Origin of the sequence: Enterobacter vonholyi, from assembly GCF_040834095.1 — a bacterium.
GTDB classification, from domain to species: Bacteria; Pseudomonadota; Gammaproteobacteria; order Enterobacterales; family Enterobacteriaceae; genus Enterobacter; species Enterobacter vonholyi.
In genome coordinates this window covers 4,066,575-4,087,785 of record NZ_CP162152.1, presented here as the reverse complement: position 1 = coordinate 4,087,785, position 21,211 = coordinate 4,066,575, and the positions used below count along the sequence as shown (strand labels likewise).

Sequence of the window (21,211 nt, the reverse complement as noted above, 5' to 3'; positions counted from 1 at the left end):
GCATTCAGTTTGTTGCAGATGTTTGACGTGGGGCATGAATTAGCATACAAGGAGTACCGATTTGAGTTGGACTTACGTCTTATTACCTTATGCGCCCGACGCGGTGATTTAATCAGTTGCCAAACAAGCCGGAGTATTGAGATAATTTTTAGTCTGACTCTCGCTCTATTGCATATGAGGTTTCAGTTCATGTCCTGCTACGCTGGGTGTCTGCGAAGCGGGGATTACCATTAACGAATAGTCTTAGTAGTACCGATAAAATGGCAGAGAAACGCAATATCTTTCTGGTTGGGCCTATGGGTGCCGGCAAAAGCACTATTGGGCGTCAGTTAGCTCAACAACTCAATATGGAATTTTACGATTCTGATCAAGAGATTGAGAAACGAACCGGAGCTGATGTGGGCTGGGTTTTCGATGTAGAAGGCGAAGAAGGTTTCCGTGACCGAGAAGAAAAAGTGATCAACGAACTCACGGAAAAACAGGGCATCGTTCTGGCAACAGGCGGCGGTTCTGTGAAATCTCGCGAAACCCGTAACCGTCTCTCCGCCCGTGGCGTAGTGGTCTATCTTGAGACGACTATCGAGAAACAGCTGGCACGTACGCAGCGCGATAAAAAGCGCCCGCTGCTGCAGGTTGAAACGCCACCACGCGAAGTTCTGGAAGCATTGGCCGATGAACGCAATCCGCTGTATGAAGAGATTGCCGATGTGACCATTCGTACTGACGACCAGAGCGCTAAAGTGGTTGCAAACCAGATTATTCATATGCTGGAAAGCAACTGATTCTGGCTTTATATACACTCGCCTGCGGGTAAAAGCATTAAAGGTGGATGTCGCGTCATGGAGAGGATTACAGTTACTCTCGGGGAACGTAGTTACCCTATCACCATCGCGGCTGGTTTGTTTAACGACCCAGCTTCCTTTTTACCACTGAAAGCGGGTGATCAGGCGATGCTGGTCACCAATGAGACGCTGGCTCCGCTTTATCTCGACCGCGTACGCCATCTGCTTGAGCAGGCGGGCGTAAAAGTCGACAGTGTGATTCTCCCCGATGGCGAGCAGTATAAAAGCCTGACGGTACTGGATACCGTCTTTACCGCATTGCTGCAAAAACCGCACGGTCGCGATACAACACTGCTTGCCCTGGGCGGCGGTGTTGTGGGCGATCTGACCGGCTTTGCGGCCGCAAGCTATCAGCGCGGCGTCCGTTTTATTCAAATCCCAACCACGTTGCTGTCCCAGGTCGACTCCTCTGTGGGTGGCAAAACGGCAGTCAACCATCCGCTCGGCAAAAACATGATTGGCGCGTTCTACCAGCCTGCATCGGTGGTGGTGGATCTCGACTGTCTGAAAACCCTGCCGAAGCGCGAACTGGCTTCGGGTCTGGCGGAAGTGATCAAATACGGCATTATTCTGGATGGCGAGTTCTTTAGCTGGCTTGAAGAGAATATGGATGCGCTGCTGTGCCTGAATGAGGCTACACTGGCATACTGCATTCGTCGTTGCTGTGAGCTGAAAGCAGAAGTTGTCGCTGCAGACGAGCGTGAAACGGGCTTACGTGCTTTACTGAATCTTGGGCATACGTTTGGTCACGCGATTGAAGCCGAAATGGGTTACGGCAACTGGCTGCACGGTGAAGCCGTCGCGGCCGGAATGGTCATGGCAGCCCGCACCTCTGAACGCCTCGGACAGTTCAAACCGGAAGAGACGGCACGTATCATTGCGCTGCTTGAACGTGCAGGTTTGCCGGTGACCGGGCCGCAGGAGATGTCGGCGCAAGCGTATTTACCCCACATGATGCGCGATAAAAAAGTATTGGCAGGTGAGATGCGTCTTGTACTCCCGCTTGCAATAGGGAAGAGTGAAGTGCGCGGCGGAGTGCCGCACGATGTCGTTCTTGGCGCTATCGCTGATTGTCAGCAGGCGTAACAACTAGAAAGGTCAGGCCACTGTCGCAGGTGGTCGTTTAGCTTCAGGTGAAATGCAAAGTCGTTGGCATAAGCCTTTGAGTGGGGTGTTAAATGGATGAATTCAAACCAGAAGACGAGCTGAAACCCGATCCCAGCGATCGTCGTACTGGTCGTTCTCGTCAATCTTCAGAACGTGATAACGAGCCGCAGATCAACTTTGACGATGTTGATCTGGATGCAGACGATCGTCGCCCTTCGCGCAGCCGCAACGCGCACGAAGAGCGAGCAGAAGAGGATTATGAGTCCGAAGAAGATTCAATGGACGAACAGCCTGTAGAGCGTCGCCCGCGTAAACGTAAAAAAGCCGCTGCGCCGAAACCGGCTTCCCGCCAGTACATTATGATGGGCCTTGGCGTTCTGGTGCTTGTGCTGTTGATTGTCGGCATTGGCTCCGCGCTTAAAGCACCGTCAACGAACTCAACCGAGCAAACGGCTTCCGCTGAGAAGAGCATCAACCTGTCCGGTAACGATGCGTCCAATCAGGCGAATGGCGCACAGCCAGCGCCGGGAGCGACTTCCGCAGAGCAGACCGCAGGCAACACCACAGCGCAGCAGGATGTTTCTCTGCCGCCCGTTTCTTCAACCCCAGCTCAGGGTCAGGCACCTGCTGCGCCTGAAGGTCAGCAGCGTGTGGAAGTTCAGGGAGACCTGAACAATGCGCTGACTCAGCCGCAGAACCAGCAGCAGGTTGATAACGTCGTGGTTAACTCTACGCTGCCAACTGAACCTGCAACCGTTGCCCCGATTCGCGGTGGTAACGCCCAGCCACAAACGGCTGCGACGGAAACCAAACCGCGCCAGACGCAAACTGCGACACGTCCTGAACGTAAGCAGGCGGTGATTGAGCCTAAGCGTGAAACCAAACCTCAGTCAGTAGTCAAAGCGCCTGAAGTGAAAGCCGTACCGGCACAGCCGAAACATACTGAAACGGCGGCGGTGAGCGAGCCTGCGAAAGCGCCAGTCACGCAGACGGCGCCGAAAGCAACGGCGACCACAACAGCACCGGCTGCCACAGCTGCGCCTGCAGCAACGACTCCAGCAGCCACGGCAACAGCCTCCAGCAGCGCCGCAGGCAAAACTGCAGGTAACGTTGGTTCGCTGAAGTCTGCGCCATCCAGCAACTACACGCTGCAGCTGAGCAGTTCGTCTAACTATGACAACCTCAACAGCTGGGCGAAGAAATCAAATCTGAAAAACTATGTTGTTTATCAGACGACCCGTAACGGTCAACCGTGGTACGTGCTGGTCAGCGGCGTGTATTCGTCCAAAGATGAAGCGAAACGTGCCGTTGCGGCACTGCCAGCGGATGTTCAGGCGAAAAACCCCTGGGCGAAGCCGATTCATCAGGTTCAGGCCGATCTGAAGTAATGTTTAAAGCGCAGGATGCTGTCGGAGCTTTCTCCACAGCCGGAGAAGGTGTAATTAGTTAGTCAGCATGAAAAAAAATCGCGCTTTTCTGAAATGGGCAGGGGGGAAATACCCCCTGCTCGATGATATTAAAAAGCACCTGCCTGAAGGCGAGTGTCTAATCGAGCCTTTCGTGGGTGCAGGATCGGTGTTCCTCAACACCGATTTTTCTCGTTATATCCTGGCGGATATCAACAACGATCTTATCAGCCTCTATAACATCGTTAAGCTGCGTACCGAAGAGTATGTCGCAGAGGCGCGCAAGCTGTTTACGCCAGAGAACAACACCCCTGACGTCTACTATCAGTTCCGCGCGGAGTTTAATCAGAGCCAGGATCCGTTCCGCAGAGCGCTGCTATTTCTCTATCTCAACCGTCATGGTTACAACGGCCTGTGCCGGTATAATCTTCGTGGGGAATTTAACGTGCCGTTTGGTCGCTATAAGCGCCCGTATTTCCCGCAGGACGAGCTGTATCACTTTGCCGAAAAAGCGCAGAACGCTGAGTTTCATTGCCTCTCCTATGAAGAGTGTATGGAGCTGGCAGGCGTAAACTCGGTGGTTTACTGTGATCCGCCTTACGCACCATTGTCTGCAACGGCGAATTTCACCGCTTATCACACCAACAGCTTCAGCCCGGCCGAACAGGCTCGTCTGGCTGAGATGGCGGAAAAGCTGGTCAGCAAAAGAATTCCGGTGTTAATTTCGAATCACGACACGCCTGATACGCGCGAATGGTACAAAGCCGCGAAGCATTTTCAGGTTAAGGTGCGGCGTAGCATTAGCAGCAACGGCGGCACGCGTAAAAAGGTGGACGAACTTCTGGCTCTTTATCGCCCCTGAGCCGTTTTGCCCGCCGGTAAACACATTTCAAGGAGAAGCGGATGAAACAGTTTTTGATTGCCCCCTCAATTCTGTCGGCCGATTTTGCCCGCCTGGGTGAAGACACTGCCAAAGCTCTCGCGGCTGGTGCAGATGTTGTCCATTTCGACGTGATGGACAACCACTACGTCCCTAATCTGACCATTGGCCCAATGGTGCTCAAAGCATTACGTAACTACGGCATTACCGCCCCGATCGACGTTCATCTTATGGTGAAGCCTGTTGATCGCATCGTGCCTGACTTCGCCGCAGCGGGTGCCAGCATCATCACTTTCCATCCGGAAGCCTCTGAACACGTAGACCGCACGCTGCAGCTGATCAAAGAGAACGGTTGTAAAGCGGGCCTGGTGTTTAACCCGGCCACGCCGCTGAGCTATCTCGATTATGTCATGGATAAACTGGACGTGATTTTGCTGATGTCCGTTAACCCGGGCTTTGGCGGTCAGTCGTTTATCCCCCACACGCTGGATAAGCTGCGTGAAGTACGCCGTCGCATTGATGAGTCAGGTTACGATATTCGTCTGGAAGTGGACGGCGGTGTGAAAGTGAATAACATTGGTGAAATTGCGGCGGCAGGTGCGGATATGTTCGTTGCCGGTTCAGCCATTTTCGACCAACCGGATTACAAAAAAGTCATTGATGAAATGCGCCGCGAGCTGTCGAAGGTAAGTCATGGATAAATTGCAGGCAATTCGGGGTATCGCATTTGACCTCGACGGCACGCTGGTCGACAGCGCGCCGGGCTTAACGAGCGCCGTAGACCAGGCGCTGTACGCGCTTGAACTCCCCGTTGCGGGTGAAGAGCGTGTCGTCACGTGGATTGGCAACGGGGCCGATGTTCTGATGGAGCGCGCGTTGACGTGGGCGCGTCAGGAGCGTGCGTCACAGCGTTCCGCCCAAGGTAAACCGAGCGTCGATCACGCGGATATCCCGCAGGAAGAGCAGCTGCGTATTCTGCGCAAACTGTTCGATCGTTTCTATGAAGAGACGGTCGAAGAGGGCAGCTTCCTGTTCCCGGACGTTCAGGAAACGCTGAGCGCGCTGTCCGCGAAGGGCATTCCGCTGGGACTGGTGACCAACAAACCGACACCTTTTGTCGCACCTCTGCTGGAAGCGCTCGATATCGCGAAGTATTTCTCCGTCATTGTGGGCGGCGACGATGTGCAAAACAAAAAGCCCCATCCGGAACCGCTGCTGCTGGTGGCAGGAAAATTATCCTTAACGCCTGCGGAGCTGCTCTTTGTCGGCGATTCACGCAATGATATTCTGGCTGCCCGCGCGGCCGGGTGTCCTTCCGTGGGGTTAACCTATGGCTACAACTACGGTGAAGCCATCACGCTGAGTGAGCCGGACGTCGTTTTCGACCACTTCAAAGATTTGTTGCCCGCACTCGGGCTTTCGCACAGTGAACATCAGGAATTGAATAATGACTAAGCCCATCGTTTTTAGTGGCGCACAGCCTTCAGGTGAATTGACCATTGGTAACTACATGGGTGCGTTACGTCAGTGGGTCAGCATGCAGGATGACTACCATTGCATTTACTGCATCGTCGATCTCCATGCGATCACCGCGCGTCAGGATCCTGAGAAGCTGCGCAAAGCCACGCTGGACACCCTGGCGCTGTACCTGGCCTGCGGTATTGATCCAGAGAAGAGCACCATCTTCGTTCAGTCTCACGTGCCGGAGCACGCGCAGCTGGGCTGGGCGCTGAACTGCTACACCTATTTCGGCGAGCTGAGCCGCATGACCCAGTTCAAGGATAAATCTGCCCGATACTCTGAAAACATCAACGCCGGTCTGTTTGACTATCCGGTGCTGATGGCGGCAGACATCCTGCTGTATCAAACCAACCAGGTGCCGGTGGGTGAAGACCAGAAGCAGCACCTGGAGCTGAGCCGCGATATCGCCCAGCGCTTTAACGCGATCTATGGCGATGTGTTTAAAGTGCCTGAGCCATTTATTCCGAAGTCCGGCGCGCGCGTCATGTCGCTGCTTGAGCCGACCAAGAAGATGTCCAAGTCTGACGATAACCGCAATAACGTTATCGGCCTGCTGGAAGATCCGAAATCGGTAGTGAAAAAACTCAAGCGCGCGGTGACCGATTCCGACGAGCCGCCTGTAGTGCGCTACGACGTGCAGAACAAAGCGGGCGTCTCCAACCTGCTGGATATCCTCTCCGGTGTTACCGGTCAGAGCATCCCTGAGCTGGAAAAACACTTCGAAGGCAAGATGTACGGCCACCTGAAAGGCGAAGTGGCAGATGCCGTTTCCGGCATGCTTACTGAGCTGCAGGAGCGTTATCACCGCTACCGTAACGACGAAGCTTTCCTGCAGAAAGTGATGAAAGAGGGCGCGGAAAAAGCCAGCGCGCGCGCGTCCGAAACCCTGAAAGCGGTGTACAACGCGATTGGGTTTGTTGCGAAGCCTTGAGTCTGCTTGCCGGGTGTCGCTAACGCTTACCCGGCCTACAGGATCGTGTAGGTCGGGTAAGGCAAAGCCGCCACCCGACAAAAAACACACTCTCCAAAACTAAAAAACCGGGACATCCCGGTTTTTTTACGCCTGTAAAACGCTTACTGCTGTGCCGCCGGACCGCAACCACCGATGATCTTCGAAATGGAGATCGCCGGGTGCAGCAGGTAATCGTAGCTGCAGTTATTTTTGGTGTTCTGTACATGACCGGTACAGGCAGTCAGAGTCGATAACAGGCCAACCAGAACGGCGGCCTTTGCCAGTTTGAACATACGCATTCCTTGTCTTAAAAACGAAAGTTAGATGTATATCAAGGGAATAAAGGGGAAAGTTCCACTTCGGGGCAGTATGTTATCGACAGCGCTAAGAGGGGAGTAGTCCGTATAGGGACTACTCCGGAAAGGAAGAATATGCGTTAGTGATTCGAGAACCAGTTCAGCTTATCGCGCAGCTCAACCACGCGGCCCACCACGATCAGCGCCGGGCTTTCGACCTGCTGCGCCAGCTCGCCCAGCTGCGTCAGCACGCCATCCACCACGCGCTGCGTAATGGCGGTGCCGTTTTCGACCAGCGCGACGGGCATATCCGCATTCATACCGTGCTCCAGCAGCTTCGCCTGAATCGTGGCGGCCTGGTTTAGCCCCATGTAGAACACCAGCGTCTGCCTTTCAGCGGCCAGGTTATGCCAGTCCAGCTCGCTGCCGGTTTTAAGATGCCCCGTCACCAGACGCACGCTTTGGGCGTAGTCGCGGTGGGTCAGCGGAATGCCAGAGTACGCTGAACAGCCGGATGCCGCCGTAATGCCCGGCACGACGGAGAAGGGAATACCCGCGTCACAGAGAGTTTCCAGCTCCTCGCCGCCGCGACCAAAGATAAACGGATCGCCACCCTTAAGGCGCACTACGCGTTTACCTTTCTGCGCCTCGCGCAGAAGGATCTGGTTAATCTCCTCCTGCGGCACGCAGTGGTAGCCCGCCCGTTTGCCCACGAAGACGCGGTCGGCATCGCGGCGCACCAGGTTCATAATGTCATCGGAGACCAGGCGATCGTAAACCACGGTATCGGCCTGCTGGATCTGCTGTAGCCCTTTTAGCGTCAGCAAGCCCGCATCGCCGGGGCCTGCGCCCACCAGCACCACTTCACCGCGGTGATCCAACGGCTCGCTCAGCAGCTGTTCGGTGGTCTCTTCAACGGCTTTGGTGTCCTGATTCGCCAGCGACTGCGCCAGCCTGTCGTTCACAAAGAATTTTTCCCAGAAGCGACGACGCTCGCCCACGGTCGAAAAGGTTTGCTTCACGCGGGAGCGGAGCTGCCCGGCGTAATGCGCAATCTGACCAAGATGCTGGGGCAACAGGGCTTCCAGCTTTTCCCGCAGCAGGCGGGCGAGAACCGGGGAGCGTCCGCCGGACGATACGGCTATCATCAGCGGCGAGCGGTCGATAATCGACGGCATGATGAAGCTGGCCTCTTTCGGCGCATCCACCACGTTGCAGAAAATTCTGCGCGCTTCGCAGGCATCGCTCACGCGCTGGTTCACTTCATCGTCATCCGTCGCTGCAATAGTCAGCCAGCAGGTATCCAGCAGGGACTCATCAAACTCTCCCTGTTCCAGCGTGAGCATCCCTTCCTGAGCCCAGACCTCAAACTGTGGGGCGAAGGCAATGGCGTTAACGGTCAGTCGGGCGCCAGCCTCTAACAGCAGGCGCGCTTTACGTTCAGCTACGTCGCCGCCGCCCACGAGCAGGCAGTCGCGGTTGCGTAATTGACAAAAAATCGGCAGGTGATCCACGACGTTACCTCACAGCATTCATGGCGGGGGAAGAATTGACGTCAGGATAACAGCAGGAATCGTACAGAACATACGGTTTTTCCTGCCGTTACCCATAAGGGGTCATAAGCCTTTCCTATTGAAAAGGCGAGGGGTTACGCTTTCAGCTGCACCTCGCCGTCCTTCACGCGGACGTCGTAGTGTTTGACCGAGAAGCTTTCATCTTCCATGCAGAGTCCGTCGGTTAAGCGGAAACGCTGCTTTTTCAACGGGCTGGCGACCCACAGTTCATCCTGATGCTCGGCAATCAGTCCGCGGGAGAGCACGCTGGCCTCGAAGAACGGGTCGATATTGCTGATGGCAAAAACCTGTTCATCGTGGCGAGGGCGGAAAATCGCCACCTGCTCGTTGCCCAGCAGCGCACAGACGCCGGTGGCGGGGAGAATGTCGTTAATATTGCAGATGTTTACCCACTGGCTCATGCGTTTTCCTCCACCAGCGTGACCGGAATACGTTCATACGGCGTGGCCGGACGATGCTGTTCGCGCTCCGGCACTACCTGCACGTTCGGGTCGCGCTGGGTGCTATTTATGAAGTGTTTGAAGCGCGTCTGCGCCGCCGGGGTGTTGACGGTTTCCGTCCATTCGCAGATCACCGCCTCGCGCAGGCGGGCCATCTCGGCTTCCAGATGCTCGTTCAGGCCCAGCTTGTCGTCGATAATGACTGATTTAAGGTAGTCGATGCCGCCTTCCAGGTTATCGAGCCAGGAAGCGGTACGGGTCAGCTTATCGGCGGTGCGGATATAGAACATCATGAAGCGGTCGAGATACTGAATCAGCGTGTCGCGATCGAGATCCGCAGCCAGCAGGTCCGCATGACGCGGTTTCATGCCGCCGTTGCCGCACACATAGAGGTTCCAGCCTGTTTCGGTGGCGATGATCCCCACGTCTTTACCCTGCGCTTCCGCACATTCGCGGGTGCAGCCGGAGACGCCGAACTTCATTTTGTGCGGGGTACGGATGCCTTTGTAGCGGTTTTCCAGCTCCACGCCGAAGCCCACGCTGTCGCCGACGCCGTAGCGGCACCAGGTGCTGCCCACACAGGTTTTCGCCATACGCAGCGCTTTGGCGTACGCGTGACCGGTTTCGAAACCGGCTTCAATCAGCTGACGCCAGATTTCCGGCAGATCGTCCTTCTGCGCGCCAAACAGGCCGATACGCTGGGAGCCGGTAATTTTGGTGTAGAGGTTAAATTCACGTGCGATACGGCCCACCGCGACCAGCCCTTCCGGCGTGATTTCGCCGCCGGCCGAGCGTGGAATCACGGAGTAGGTGCCGTCTTTCTGGATGTTGGCCAGGAAATTGTCGTTGGTGTCCTGCAGCGGCGTATGCTCGGGCTTGAGCACGTACTCGTTCCAGCAGGAGGCTAGCAGGGAGCCGACGGTCGGTTTACAGACTTCGCAGCCGTAGCCCTGGCCGTGCTTCGCCAGCAGTTCGTCGAAGGATTTGATGCCCTCCACGCGGATCAGGTGATACAGCTCCTGGCGAGAATACGCGAAGTGCTCGCACAGGTTGTTGTTCACCTCGATGCCCTGTTTCGCCAGTTCGGCGTTCAGCACCTGAGTGACCAGCGGAATACAGCCACCGCAGCCGGTACCGGCTTTGGTTTCGGCTTTCAGGGCCGCAACGGTGTGGCAGCCTTTGTTGATGGCGGAGATCAGCATGCCTTTGGTGACGTCGAAGCAGGAGCAAATCTGCGCGCTGTCCGGCAGTTTATCCACGCCGATTGACGGCTTGCCGCTGGAGGCATGAGCCGGAAGGATCAGCGCGTCCGGGTTTTCCGGCAGTTCGATGGCGTTGAGCACCAGCTGGAGCAGATTGCCGAAGTCGCTGGTGTCGCCCACCAGCACTGCGCCGAGCAGGGTTTTGTTGTCCTGGCTGACGATGAGTCGTTTGTAGACCTCTTTGCTTTCGTCGAGATAGACATAGCTGCGGGAATTCGGGGTGCGGCCGTGCGCATCGCCAATACCGCCGACATCTACGCCCAGCAGCTTCAGCTTGGCGCTCAAGTCTGCGCCGGTGAAGGCGTTTTCGCTGCCGAGGATATGGTCCACTGCGACCTGTGCCATTTTGTAGCCGGGCGCCACCAGACCGTATACGCGGTTGTTCCAGCTGGCGCATTCGCCAATCGCGTAGATATCCGGATCGGAGGTCTGGCAGGTGTCGTTAATCATGATCCCGCCGCGCTGCGCCACGGCAAGACCGCACTGGGTCGCCAGCTTGTCGCGCGGACGAATACCGGTGGAGAAGACGATGAAGTCCACTTCCAGCTCGCTGCCGTCGGCAAAGCGCATGGTTTTTCGCGCTTCAGTCCCTTCCTGAACGATCTCTTTGGTGTTCTTGCTGGTGTGAACCTTCACGCCCATGCTTTCGATTTTACGACGCAGCTGGTCACCGCCCATGTGGTCGAGCTGTTCTGCCATCAGCATCGGGGCAAATTCGATGACGTGGGTTTCAACGCCGAGGTTTTTCAGCGCGCCTGCCGCTTCCAGGCCCAGCAGGCCGCCGCCCACCACCGCGCCGCGTTTGCTTCGACGCGCGCAGGATTCGATGGCGTTAAGGTCTTCAATGGTACGGTAGACGAAGCAATCCTGCGTTTCCGAGCCTTTAATTGGCGGGATCCACGGATAGGAGCCCGTCGCCATGATCAGCTTGTCGTAAAAAACCGTACGCCCGGCGCTGGAGTGGATCACTTTTTCCTGACGGTTGATGGTGATAGCGCGTTCGCCCACCAGCACTTTTATGCCATGCTTCTCGTAGAAACCTTCACGCACCAGAGAGAGCTCTTCGGCGGTATGATGGGAGAAGTAGGAAGACAGGTGCACACGGTCGTACGCCTTGCGGGGTTCTTCACAGAACACGGTAATATCGAACTGCTCAGCATCGGCCTTATCGAGAAGATCCTCAATAAAGCGGTGGCCGACCATGCCGTTACCGATGATAGCGAGTCTGAGTTTGCTCATTATTGCCTCGATTTCTTTTCTATTATTGCCTACCTTAACGATTCAGCAGGAGCGCTTATTGATGCAAATCAAATACGTCTTAGCCTACTCCTTAGGTGGTATGCGACTGATTTGTCAGGATTTTTATAAGTGGCGGAAATCGCAGGCTTTTCGTGCTCGTTGAATTTGTGTACAAATCAGGAGATGGTTTTGCCAAAATCGATACGCCTGAAAATCAGCGGCGTTTTTTAGGGGAAGGGTATGTCTACAACACCGTTATGGCTTGTTCAGAATGTTCGTTTACCGGGTCGGGAAGGGCTGTGGCAGCTCGCCATTGAGAACGGGCGATTTGGTGACATCACCCCGATGGACGACACCCACGCCGAAAGTTATGAAGTATTGAATGCGCGCGGTGGGCTGGCTATCCCGCCGTTCATTGAGCCGCATATCCATCTTGATACGACCCAGACGGCGGGCGAACCGAACTGGAACCAGTCCGGCACGCTGTTTGAGGGCATTGAGCGCTGGGCGGAGCGCAAGGCGTTGCTCAGCCATGACGACGTGAAAGCGCGCGCCTGGAAAACGCTGAAGTGGCAAATCGCTAACGGCATCCAGTTTGTCCGCACCCATGTGGATGTCTCCGACCCGACGCTTACCGCCCTGAAGGCGATGCTCGAGGTGAAGCAGGAGGTGGCCCCGTGGGTAACGCTGCAAATCGTTGCGTTTCCGCAGGAAGGGATTCTCTCTTACCCGAACGGCGCGGCGCTGCTGGAAGAGGCGTTAAAGCTGGGCGCCGACGTGGTGGGGGCGATCCCACACTTCGAGTTCACCCGCGAGTATGGCGTGCAGTCGCTGCACATCGCTTTTGAACTGGCGAAGAAGTATGACCGTCCGCTGGATATCCACTGCGATGAAATCGACGACGAGCAGTCGCGGTTTGTCGAGACGGTGGCAGCGCTGGCGTATGAGGCCGGCATCGGCCCGCGCGTGACGGCCAGCCATACCACCGCCATGCACTCCTACAACGGCGCTTACACCTCGCGGCTCTTCCGTCTGCTGAAGATGTCGGGGATTAACTTCGTCGCAAACCCGCTGGTCAATATCCACCTGCAGGGGCGCTTTGATGACTATCCGAAGCGCCGCGGTATCACCCGGGTAAAAGAGCTGCAGGAAGCGGGCATTAACGTCTGCTTTGGTCACGACGACGTCTTCGACCCGTGGTACCCGCTCGGCACCGGCAACATGCTGCAGGTGCTGCATATGGGGCTGCACGTCTGTCAGATGATGGGGTATCCGCAAATCGACAATGGCCTGAACCTGATCACCCACAACAGCGCCCGTACCTTCGGCCTGAGCGATTACGGTATTGAAACGGGAAATCCGGCAAACCTGATTATTCTGCCTGCGGAGAGCGGGTTTGAAGCGGTGCGCTGTCAGGTGCCGGTGCGCTGGTCGATTCGTCAGGGGCGGATTATCGCCACCACGCAGCTGGCGCAAACCTGGATCCAGATGGATACCGGAGGAGAAGAGGTGAGTTTTGCCAGAAACAGCCCCTCTGCGTGATGCAAAGGGGCGCAGGGGTTAGTGAGACGCTGCCGCCGCGTTGTGCTGGCGGTGGCGGGTCACGAAGCCCAGAACGAAGCACATGATGAACACCACGGCGTACAGACCGTTCGCGGTGTGCAGCGCGGCCAGCGGGCCGCTGTGGGCAACGATCGGACCCGTCACCACGAAGGTCAGCATGGTGCCGATGGTGCCGCAGGTCAGAACGAAGTTAACCAGCTTCGGCGAGGCCACTTTGGTCTGCAGGGAGCCCAGGGTAATGATCGAGGTATAAATGGCGCTGGAGAAGAACCCCAGGGTCATAATGAACCACGGCATATGTTCCGGGGAGCCGTTGATGAACAGATACATCAGCACGGTCGCCAGGCCCGCCAGCACGGTCAGAATGCGCTGCAGGTCGAAGAAGCGCAGGATGAAGCTAAACGCCCACATGCCGAACATGTAAGACATCCAGAAATCGCTCACCAGTTTACCCGCATCGTTCAGGCTCATGCCCAGACCTTTGCCGTATTCCGGTACCCAGGAGATAAAGCCCAGCTGGCCCAGGATGTAGCACAGGGCGGCGATGGAGAGGAACAGCACCCCGATACCCCATTTCTCTTTAGCGACGGGTTCTGCAGTGGTTTGCGCTTTTTTGCCCAGCACCGGGAACTCGCAGCCGAAGGTCAGAATAAAGATCGCCACGTAGACCAGACCAATGCAGGCATAGACCCAGTACCACTCAATGCTGCGGGCCAGCAGAACGGCCGCGACCATTGGGAAAATCATCCCGGCCATGCTGAAGAAGGAGTCGGTAAACAGCAGACGCGCGCCGCGCTGGCGGCCTTCATACATATGGGTAATCAGGAACGTACCAATCGACATGGTGATCCCGCTGACCAGACCGAGCACGAACATGGCGGCGGAGAACAGGGCGATGCTGTGGCTTAGCATCAGACCCGCCACGGCGGCGACCATCAGTACAAAGCCAAAGCGTAACTGGGTTTTCAGCGGGACGATTTCCATCAGCCAGGCATTCAGGAAGATAGAGATCAGGATCCCCGCGTTGAGGAAGGTGAAGGTGTTACTCATGCTGGAAACGGGCAGATGGAAGTAGTCTGCGATATTCCCCATCACCATCCCGGTGACGATCACCAACGCGCCGGTCAGGGCGTAGGAGAAGAAGCTGATCCATGTGAGCTTGATGCGATTGCTGTTAGTCATGTCTGGCCTGTTCAGAAAAAGAAAAGCGCCCAGGGGGCGCTGAGAGCGGGCAGATTTTAGTCGTTAAAGTGATCTATTCCTATCTTTTAAGGGCAATGAATGTGTCATTGCAGGTTTTAGTGTGATCTAAATCACATTAATTGGCGGCATAGCCAATCGTTTGCGTAGTAATAATTGTTTCAACTTCGTAAAATTAGGTAAAAGGCTGGTCTCCGTTCATACTGCTCTTTAGAATCAAGCCATTCGCTTTTTATACTGCGCTTTGTTAAGGAATTCTCATGCTCAAATCAACACTGGCGGCTGTCGCAGCTGTGTTTGCTCTTTCTGCCGTTTCCCCTGCTGCGCTGGCAGCAAAAGGGGACCCTCACGTTCTGCTGACCACCTCCGCCGGGAATATTGAGCTGGAACTGAATAGCCAGAAAGCCCCTGTTTCCGTGAAAAACTTCCTCGACTATGTGAACAGCGGTTTCTACAACAACACCACTTTCCACCGCGTGATCCCGGGCTTCATGATTCAGGGGGGCGGTTTCAACGAGCAAATGCAGCAGAAACAGCCGAACCCGCCTATCAAAAACGAAGCGGACAATGGCCTGCTGAACAAACGCGGTACCATCTCAATGGCGCGTACCGCGGACAAAGATAGCGCGACCAGCCAGTTCTTCCTCAACGTAGCGGATAACGCCTTCCTCGACCACGGTCAGCGCGACTTTGGCTATGCGGTCTTTGGTAAAATCGTGAAAGGGATGGACGTGGCTGACAAGATTTCTCAGGTGCCTACTCACGACGTCGGTCCGTATCAGAATGTCCCGTCAAAACCAGTGGTTATCCTCTCCGCCAAAGTTCTGCCGTAACTCTTCTGAGCGCGGGCTTCTCCAGCCCGCGTTATGTAGCCCTCCCTGCGAAAGCGCGTTTTGCTGCTTATACTTGTGGCAAACGGACTATTCAGGGAGGCGTTAAGTGAAAAAACTCACCGACAAGCAAAAATCCCGTCTCTGGGAACAGCAGCGTAACGTCAATTTACAGGCCAGTTGTCTCCTTGAAAAAGGTAATGGTCCCTCAGAACCTCATATTGAGACGCTGGAGCTTGGGCCTTCCGCGCCCGGGCTACCCCATCTGTGCCTTATTCATCGTCATTTGTACCGCAGTGAGATGAAGCGGGCAGGTGAGCTCCGTACCGAGGATATTTTTAAAGGTGACATTCCCTTCTGCCATTTTGAGTACATCGAAAAGATGGGGAACGAGCTGATGGCGGCGCTGGAAAGCGAAAAATATCTTGTGGGTCTTGAGAAAGCGGCGTTTGTTGACAGAGTTAGCCACTACTACTGCGAAATCAACATGCTGCATCCGTTTATGGGCGGCAACGGCATTGCCCAACGCGTTTTCTTCGAGCAGCTGGCGCTCCACGCGGGCTACTCGCTGGACTGGCGTGATATCGACCCCGAGCAGTGGGTTGCGGCTAACCGAAGTGGCGCAACGGGAGATTTAACCGCGTTAAACGCTATCTTTGCCAAAGTAGTGAGCGAAGCGCGGGAATCTGAGTAGAATAGGGCGGCATTTTTTTCGGGAGCCGCCATGATTCTGCTGATTGATAACTACGATTCCTTCACCTGGAACCTTTACCAGTATTTTTGTGAACTGGGTGCAGAGGTGGTTGTCCGCCGTAACGACGAGATCGCTCTCGCCGATATCGAGACGCTGGCGCCGCAGAAAATAGTGATTTCACCCGGCCCCTGCACTCCGTCGGAATCGGGTATTTCGCTGGAGGTTATCCAGCACTATGCCGGCAAGCTGCCAATCCTGGGCGTCTGCCTGGGCCATCAGGCAATTGCCCAGGCGTTTGGTGCCACCATCGTGCGCGCCGCGAAAGTGATGCACGGTAAAACCTCTCCGGTCACCCACGCCGGCACCGGGGTGTTCACGGGGCTCAATAATCCTTTAACCGTGACGCGCTACCATTCCCTGGTCATTGACCCGTCGACGCTGCCCGACTGTTTTGAGGTGACCGCCTGGAGCGATACGCAGGAGATCATGGGGATTCGCCACCTCGAATGGGATCTCGAAGGCGTGCAGTTCCACCCGGAAAGTATCCTCAGCGAGCAGGGGCACGCGCTGCTGGCAAATTTCCTCAATCGCTGAAAATCTGTTGCCTTGCTGTGATTTTTTATGCATATTTTGTGATTATATTTTCACATTCACTGTGACATAAAATGGATGGTCATGACATGGCAACTGAACAACCAGCAATTACCCGCGCGACATTTGATGAAGTGATCCTGCCGATTTATGCACCGGCTGAATTTATCCCGGTGAAGGGAAAAGGCAGCCGCGTCTGGGATCAGCAGGGTAAAGAGTATGTGGATTTCGCGGGTGGTATTGCGGTCACGGCGCTGGGTCATTGCCATCCCGCGCTGGTGGAGGCGCTGAAAACCCAGGGCGAAACCCTGTGGCACACCAGCAACGTGTTCACCAACGAACCGGCGCTGCGCCTGGGCCGCAAGATCATTGATGCTACCTTTGCGGAACGCGTGCTGTTTATGAACTCCGGCACTGAAGCCAACGAAACTGCCTTTAAGCTGGCGCGCTACTACGCGACAACGCGCCACAGCCCGTACAAAACCAAAATTATCGCCTTCCACAACGCCTTCCACGGACGCTCCTTCTTTACCGTTTCCGTTGGCGGCCAGCCGAAGTATTCCGACGGGTTTGGCCCAAAACCGGCCGATATCGTCCACGTGCCGTTTAACGATCTGCACGCGGTGAAAGCGGTGATGGACGACCACACCTGCGCAGTTGTTGTCGAACCGATCCAGGGTGAAGGCGGCGTGACCGCGGCAACCCCGGAATTCCTGAAAGGGCTGCGCGCGCTGTGCGACGAGCATCAGGCGCTGCTGGTCTTTGATGAAGTGCAGTGCGGGATGGGGCGTACCGGCGATCTGTTCGCTTATATGCACTACGGCGTGACGCCGGATATTCTGACCAGCGCCAAAGCGCTTGGCGGTGGTTTCCCGGTGAGTGCGGTACTGACGACACAGGAGATCGCCTCTGCGTTCCACGTCGGTTCTCACGGCTCCACCTACGGCGGTAACCCGCTGGCGAGCGCCGTGGCGGGTGCCGCGTTCGACATTATCAACACGCCAGAGGTGTTGAACGGCGTTAGCGCGAAGCGCGAGCTGTTTGTGAAACACCTGAAAAAGGTTGATGAGCAGTACGACGTGTTCAGCGAGATCCGCGGGATGGGGCTGCTGATTGGCGCCGAGCTTAAGCCGCAGTACAAGGGCCGCGCTCGCGACTTTCTGCACGCCGCCGCTCGCGAAGGGGTGATGGTGCTCAACGCCGGACCGGACGTCATGCGCTTTGCGCCGTCGCTGGTGGTGGAGGATAAGGATATTGAAGACGGGTTGACCCGGTTTGCCGCGGCGGTTGCGAAGATCGTTAAAGGCTAATATTCGGTTCGTTTCAACCGGCGCGTTAACCAAATGCCGTGATGCGGACGCTGACGCCATGCCACCGACGAAATGGTGTGCATGGTGTTCAGATGCCCCAGAACGCGCTGCAAGTGCTGCTCCAGGGTGCTCATTGGCCCGTGGGTCAACGTCTCCGGCGCTTCCAGAATGTTTGAGTCTCCCGACTCGCCCGGCGCGTCATACTCCAGACGCTGCTGACACCTCTGCAACGCAATTTCACATGACTGCAGATAGCGCTGCGCCAGGTCCGGCGTCAGCATCGTGTGCTCGCGCGCCAGCGTGGTCATGGCGTTAATGTGCTCGACGATAAACTGGCTATGCGTCACCCAGAGCTTCATATCGGCCAGATAGTGCGAATTAAAGCCCGGCTCCTGCATCGCCTGGTTAAGCGAGTTGAACAGGGCGTTGTGCGCCTGGTTGACTTTCATGCGCTGATAGGCCAGCGGGGACGGCTGCGGGTCATCGCTCAGGATCAGGCGAATGGCCTGCTGGTCGGCCTCCAGCGCGTCGTGGGCGTTCTGTCTCAGCAGCCCGCTCTGCCACTGCGGCCAGAGCCAGACCATGCCGCCAAAGGCAATCAGGCAGCCGATCAGAGTATCAATCAGCCTGGCGACAATAAACTGTTCGCCATTGAGCGTAAGCAGCTGCAGGGTATATACCGCCGTCACCGTAAAGCCCACCATCGCCCAGCCATAGTTTTTGCGGATAATTAGATAGCTCACCAGCGTGATCGCCAGCATCCCTGCCAGGGTATAGCCTTCCGGCACGTGGAAGTGCAGCGTTACTCCCGCAATGATCAGCCCGGCCATCGTTCCGCCCGCCCGGTGCAGAATACGCACCCGCGTGGCACCGTAGCCGTTCTGGGTGACAAACAGCACGGTCATTAAGATCCAGTAGGGCTTCGGCAGATGCAGCGCCATGCCCATCAGGCTGGCGGTACTGAGCATCACGCTAATCCTTGCGGCGTTGCGCAGGGCGGACGATTTAAAAGAAAGATAGCTTTTGAGCGCGGGCAATAACGGCAGCCGTTTTTGCTTATCCGCCATCAGGTCGCGGGGATAAAGCGGACGCTGGGTGCGCAATACCCGGGCGATGCGGCTGAAGTGCCAGGCGGCAAACTGTCCGACCGGGTTATCCGGATGCTGGCGGGCGATTTTCTCCAGCGCGCCGAGCTGTTTATCCATGTTAAAGCGCGTGGGGTAGCGGTGATAGAGAATATCATCGGCCAGCACCCGCAGGCGTGCGGAGACGGTCTGCGCGTTCCAGCGGATCACCGCTTCGGCATGGCTGCGCTCGACCAGCTTTTGTACCTCCTGCGGGTGGTGCAGGCTCACGGAGATATGTTCCTGTAGATCCAGCCCGACCTGGAAGGTGCGCAGCAGGCGTTTATACTCGTGGTTCTTGTTGGCGGCGAGCATGTGTAGCTGCTGATAGCACTGGCTTATGAGATCCACCACCTTCTGCTGGCGCGTCAGCAGCGGCGGTAAGGATTTTTCCGGATCGGTATGCTGGGTGAGCAGGGTGTATTTGGCCTCGCAGTAATCCGCCAACTGCACATAGAGCAGGCTCAGGGATTCGCGCAGCGGCTGTTCGCGCCACAGCCAGAACCAGAACCAGTTAAACAGCCCGTACCACAGCGTCCCCAGAGCGTAGATCAGCAGCGGCTCCCACACAGGCATATTCCCGGCGAGGCTCAGCGTGAAGATGGCCGCAATCAGCGAGGCGGGAAGCAGGCGGGCGTGCAGCGAGCTGATTTCGGCGGTGACGCCGAGCGTCATCGCCAGCACGGTCAGGATCAGCGGCAGCGGGATATCACGAGCCAGTAACAGCTGTACGGCGAGGCTACAGCCCGCAAACAGGCAGCCGCCAACGATCAGGCGTTTGAAAAAGCGCTTATGCGGCGTGTCCAGACCGGCGATGTTGCAGCAGGCGGGTACGAGAGAAAACAGCAGGCCCTGCTGAAGATGTCCGAGGATCAGGCCTATGGCCACGGGTAGACACAACACCAGCGTTTGTCGCAGTGCGTAGTTAACTTCCGGGTGATAGATCAGCCTGCGCCACATGGGGAGTAGAGACAAAAACGGCGTGACACCTTGCGATGGCACGCCGTTTAAGCGGAATTAACGCGTTCCGTAGACCACGATGGTTTTACCGTGGGCGGAGATCAGGTTTTGATCTTCCAGCATTTTCAGGATACGGCCTACTGTTTCACGGGAGCAACCGACGATCTGACCAATTTCCTGACGGGTAATTTTAATTTGCATGCCGTCCGGGTGGGTCATGGCGTCTGGCTGTTTCGCCAGGTTCAGCAGGGTCTGCGCGATACGGCCGGTAACGTCCAGGAAGGCGAGGTTACCCACTTTCTCTGACGTGACCTGCAGACGGCGCGCCATCTGGGAAGAAAGACGCATCAGAATGTCAGGGTTAACCTGAATCAGCTGACGGAACTTCTTGTAAGAAATTTCAGCCACTTCACATGCTGTCTTTGCACGAACCCAGGCGCTACGTTCCTGGCCCTCTTCAAACAGGCCCAGTTCACCGATGAAATCGCCCTGGTTCAGATAAGAAAGGATCATCTCTTTCCCTTCTTCATCTTTGATCAGCACTGCCACCGAGCCTTTAACGATGTAATACAACGTTTCCGCTTTTTCACCCTGGTGAATCAGCGTGCTCTTTGATGGGTACTTATGAATGTGGCAATGAGACAAGAACCATTCGAGAGTCGGGTCTGTTTGCGGTTTGCCAAGCACCATGCGCTGTTATCCTCTGTTATAAGCTGTCACCAGAGTCATCAAATGCATCCGGACTCTGGGGTTGCAATCGAATTCTTACCCATACCCTGGGAAGTCGGCTACCGTAACGTTTCGCAGCCAGTAAAGTTTGATGTCCTCTGCATACATGTGTAACGTCAATGTATTACTGTAGCATCCAGAGTGTTTTAGCATAGCTTTCGCCGCGTGTCTCCTGGTGTCTCGCTTCAGCATGATGCAGGTCGCCTTCCATTGCGAGAAATGTAACGCACGCGTAATCTGTCACCAAAAATGCAACGTTGGAGTTTAAGAATATGCAAGCGCGCGTGAAATGGGTTGAAGGTTTAACGTTCCTGGGCGAATCCGCGTCAGGGCACCAGATTTTAATGGACGGTAACTCCGGCGATAAAGCGCCAAGCCCAATGGAAATGGTGCTGATGGCGGCAGGCGGATGCAGCGCCATTGACGTGGTGTCGATTCTGCAAAAAGGTCGTCATGACGTGACGGATTGTGAGGTTAAACTCACCTCAGAACGGCGTGAAGAGGCGCCACGTCTGTTCACCCATATTAACCTGCACTTTGTGGTCACAGGTAAAGAACTAAAAGACGCGGCGGTCTCGCGTGCGGTGGATCTGTCTGCGGAGAAGTACTGCTCTGTGGCATTAATGCTGGAGAAAGCGGTAAAAATCACGCATTCGTATGAAGTGATCGAGGCGTGATTGATGGGGCATCG

Annotated in this window: 20 protein-coding genes; 13 read left to right on the top strand and 7 right to left on the bottom strand. The window is 56.0% G+C overall.

Annotated elements, in window-relative coordinates; genetic code table 11:
• Window positions 1–260: 260 nt before the first annotated feature.
• The 7 genes from aroK to trpS all read left to right on the top strand — a co-directional run bounded on the left by aroK (window position 261) and on the right by trpS (window position 6,687).
• Entirely contained in the window at window positions 261–782 is a 522-nt protein-coding gene (aroK, locus tag AB3N39_RS19270) for a shikimate kinase AroK (RefSeq protein WP_003861630.1), read from the top strand.
• A gap of 57 nt (window positions 783–839) precedes the next feature.
• The gene (gene aroB, locus AB3N39_RS19265) at window positions 840–1,928 is read left to right on the top strand and encodes a 3-dehydroquinate synthase (protein ID WP_133295251.1); all 1,089 of its coding nucleotides are present in this window, start codon (window positions 840–842) and stop codon (window positions 1,926–1,928) included.
• Window positions 1,929–2,020: 92 nt separating this feature from the next.
• A complete protein-coding gene (gene damX, locus AB3N39_RS19260; RefSeq protein WP_133295250.1) occupies window positions 2,021–3,337 on the top strand; it encodes a cell division protein DamX in 1,317 nt (438 codons plus the stop codon).
• Between the two features lie 67 nt (window positions 3,338–3,404).
• Window positions 3,405–4,217: an adenine-specific DNA-methyltransferase gene (dam, locus tag AB3N39_RS19255; protein ID WP_111963774.1), complete on the top strand. Its 813-nt coding sequence runs from the start codon at window positions 3,405–3,407 to the stop codon at window positions 4,215–4,217.
• A gap of 41 nt (window positions 4,218–4,258) precedes the next feature.
• Window positions 4,259–4,936 (top strand): ribulose-phosphate 3-epimerase, encoded by a 678-nt coding sequence (gene rpe / locus AB3N39_RS19250; RefSeq protein WP_133295249.1) that lies wholly within the window; start codon window positions 4,259–4,261, stop codon window positions 4,934–4,936.
• Window positions 4,929–5,690 (top strand): phosphoglycolate phosphatase, encoded by a 762-nt coding sequence (gph, locus tag AB3N39_RS19245; protein ID WP_127732478.1) that lies wholly within the window; start codon window positions 4,929–4,931, stop codon window positions 5,688–5,690. The genes rpe and gph overlap by 8 nt, the downstream gene beginning before the upstream one ends.
• Complete coding sequence (gene trpS / locus AB3N39_RS19240) at window positions 5,683–6,687, top strand: tryptophan--tRNA ligase (protein ID WP_045909329.1); 1,005 nt, start codon at window positions 5,683–5,685, stop codon at window positions 6,685–6,687. Before gph ends, trpS begins: the two co-directional genes overlap by 8 nt.
• Window positions 6,688–6,830: 143 nt before the next feature.
• Here the strand turns inward: trpS and AB3N39_RS19235 are convergent, their stop codons facing one another.
• From AB3N39_RS19235 to nirB, 4 genes are all read right to left on the bottom strand, one after another.
• Window positions 6,831–7,001: a YhfL family protein gene (locus tag AB3N39_RS19235; RefSeq protein WP_008503029.1), complete on the bottom strand. Its 171-nt coding sequence runs from the start codon at window positions 6,999–7,001 to the stop codon at window positions 6,831–6,833.
• Between the two features lie 143 nt (window positions 7,002–7,144).
• The gene (gene cysG, locus AB3N39_RS19230; protein ID WP_252093611.1) at window positions 7,145–8,518 is read right to left on the bottom strand and encodes a siroheme synthase CysG; all 1,374 of its coding nucleotides are present in this window, start codon (window positions 8,516–8,518) and stop codon (window positions 7,145–7,147) included.
• A gap of 134 nt (window positions 8,519–8,652) precedes the next feature.
• Window positions 8,653–8,979, bottom strand: coding sequence for a nitrite reductase small subunit NirD (nirD, locus tag AB3N39_RS19225; RefSeq protein WP_136195936.1), 327 nt, complete (start codon window positions 8,977–8,979; stop codon window positions 8,653–8,655).
• Window positions 8,976–11,519, bottom strand: a complete 2,544-nt coding sequence (nirB, locus tag AB3N39_RS19220; RefSeq protein WP_367896955.1) for a nitrite reductase large subunit NirB — start codon at window positions 11,517–11,519, stop codon at window positions 8,976–8,978. The genes nirD and nirB overlap by 4 nt, the downstream gene beginning before the upstream one ends.
• 240 nt (window positions 11,520–11,759) lie before the next feature.
• On the opposite strand from nirB, the gene AB3N39_RS19215 reads away from it, so the two are divergent.
• A complete protein-coding gene (locus AB3N39_RS19215; protein WP_367896954.1) occupies window positions 11,760–13,061 on the top strand; it encodes a cytosine deaminase in 1,302 nt (433 codons plus the stop codon).
• A gap of 18 nt (window positions 13,062–13,079) precedes the next feature.
• On the opposite strand, the gene tsgA is transcribed toward AB3N39_RS19215, so the two are convergent.
• Complete coding sequence (tsgA, locus tag AB3N39_RS19210) at window positions 13,080–14,264, bottom strand: MFS transporter TsgA (protein WP_367896953.1); 1,185 nt, start codon at window positions 14,262–14,264, stop codon at window positions 13,080–13,082.
• Between the two features lie 278 nt (window positions 14,265–14,542).
• Here tsgA and ppiA point away from each other — a divergent pair, with 278 nt between their 5' ends.
• The 4 genes from ppiA (at window position 14,543) to AB3N39_RS19190 (ending at window position 17,707) form a co-directional block, all read left to right on the top strand.
• Window positions 14,543–15,115: a peptidylprolyl isomerase A gene (gene ppiA, locus AB3N39_RS19205; RefSeq protein ID WP_014885514.1), complete on the top strand. Its 573-nt coding sequence runs from the start codon at window positions 14,543–14,545 to the stop codon at window positions 15,113–15,115.
• 106 nt (window positions 15,116–15,221) lie between these two features.
• Window positions 15,222–15,806, top strand: a complete 585-nt coding sequence (locus AB3N39_RS19200) for a putative adenosine monophosphate-protein transferase Fic (protein ID WP_115876871.1) — start codon at window positions 15,222–15,224, stop codon at window positions 15,804–15,806.
• Between the two features lie 30 nt (window positions 15,807–15,836).
• Window positions 15,837–16,400 carry an aminodeoxychorismate synthase component 2 gene (gene pabA / locus AB3N39_RS19195; RefSeq protein WP_133295244.1) on the top strand — a complete coding sequence of 188 codons (564 nt, stop codon included), beginning with the start codon at window positions 15,837–15,839 and terminating at the stop codon, window positions 16,398–16,400.
• An 86-nt stretch (window positions 16,401–16,486) separates the two neighbouring features.
• Window positions 16,487–17,707, top strand: coding sequence for an aspartate aminotransferase family protein (locus AB3N39_RS19190; RefSeq protein WP_172621926.1), 1,221 nt, complete (start codon window positions 16,487–16,489; stop codon window positions 17,705–17,707).
• Here the strand turns inward: AB3N39_RS19190 and AB3N39_RS19185 are convergent.
• Both AB3N39_RS19185 and crp read right to left on the bottom strand, forming a co-directional pair.
• Window positions 17,704–19,791, bottom strand: a complete 2,088-nt coding sequence (locus AB3N39_RS19185; protein WP_127732848.1) for a YccS/YhfK family putative transporter — start codon at window positions 19,789–19,791, stop codon at window positions 17,704–17,706. The genes AB3N39_RS19190 and AB3N39_RS19185 overlap by 4 nt on opposite strands.
• A 57-nt stretch (window positions 19,792–19,848) precedes the next feature.
• Window positions 19,849–20,481 carry a cAMP-activated global transcriptional regulator CRP gene (gene crp, locus AB3N39_RS19180; protein WP_000242758.1) on the bottom strand — a complete coding sequence of 211 codons (633 nt, stop codon included), beginning with the start codon at window positions 20,479–20,481 and terminating at the stop codon, window positions 19,849–19,851.
• A gap of 311 nt (window positions 20,482–20,792) precedes the next feature.
• Here crp and AB3N39_RS19175 point away from each other — a divergent pair, with 311 nt between their 5' ends.
• Window positions 20,793–21,197: an OsmC family protein gene (locus AB3N39_RS19175; RefSeq protein ID WP_008503018.1), complete on the top strand. Its 405-nt coding sequence runs from the start codon at window positions 20,793–20,795 to the stop codon at window positions 21,195–21,197.
• Window positions 21,198–21,211: the final 14 nt, after the last annotated feature.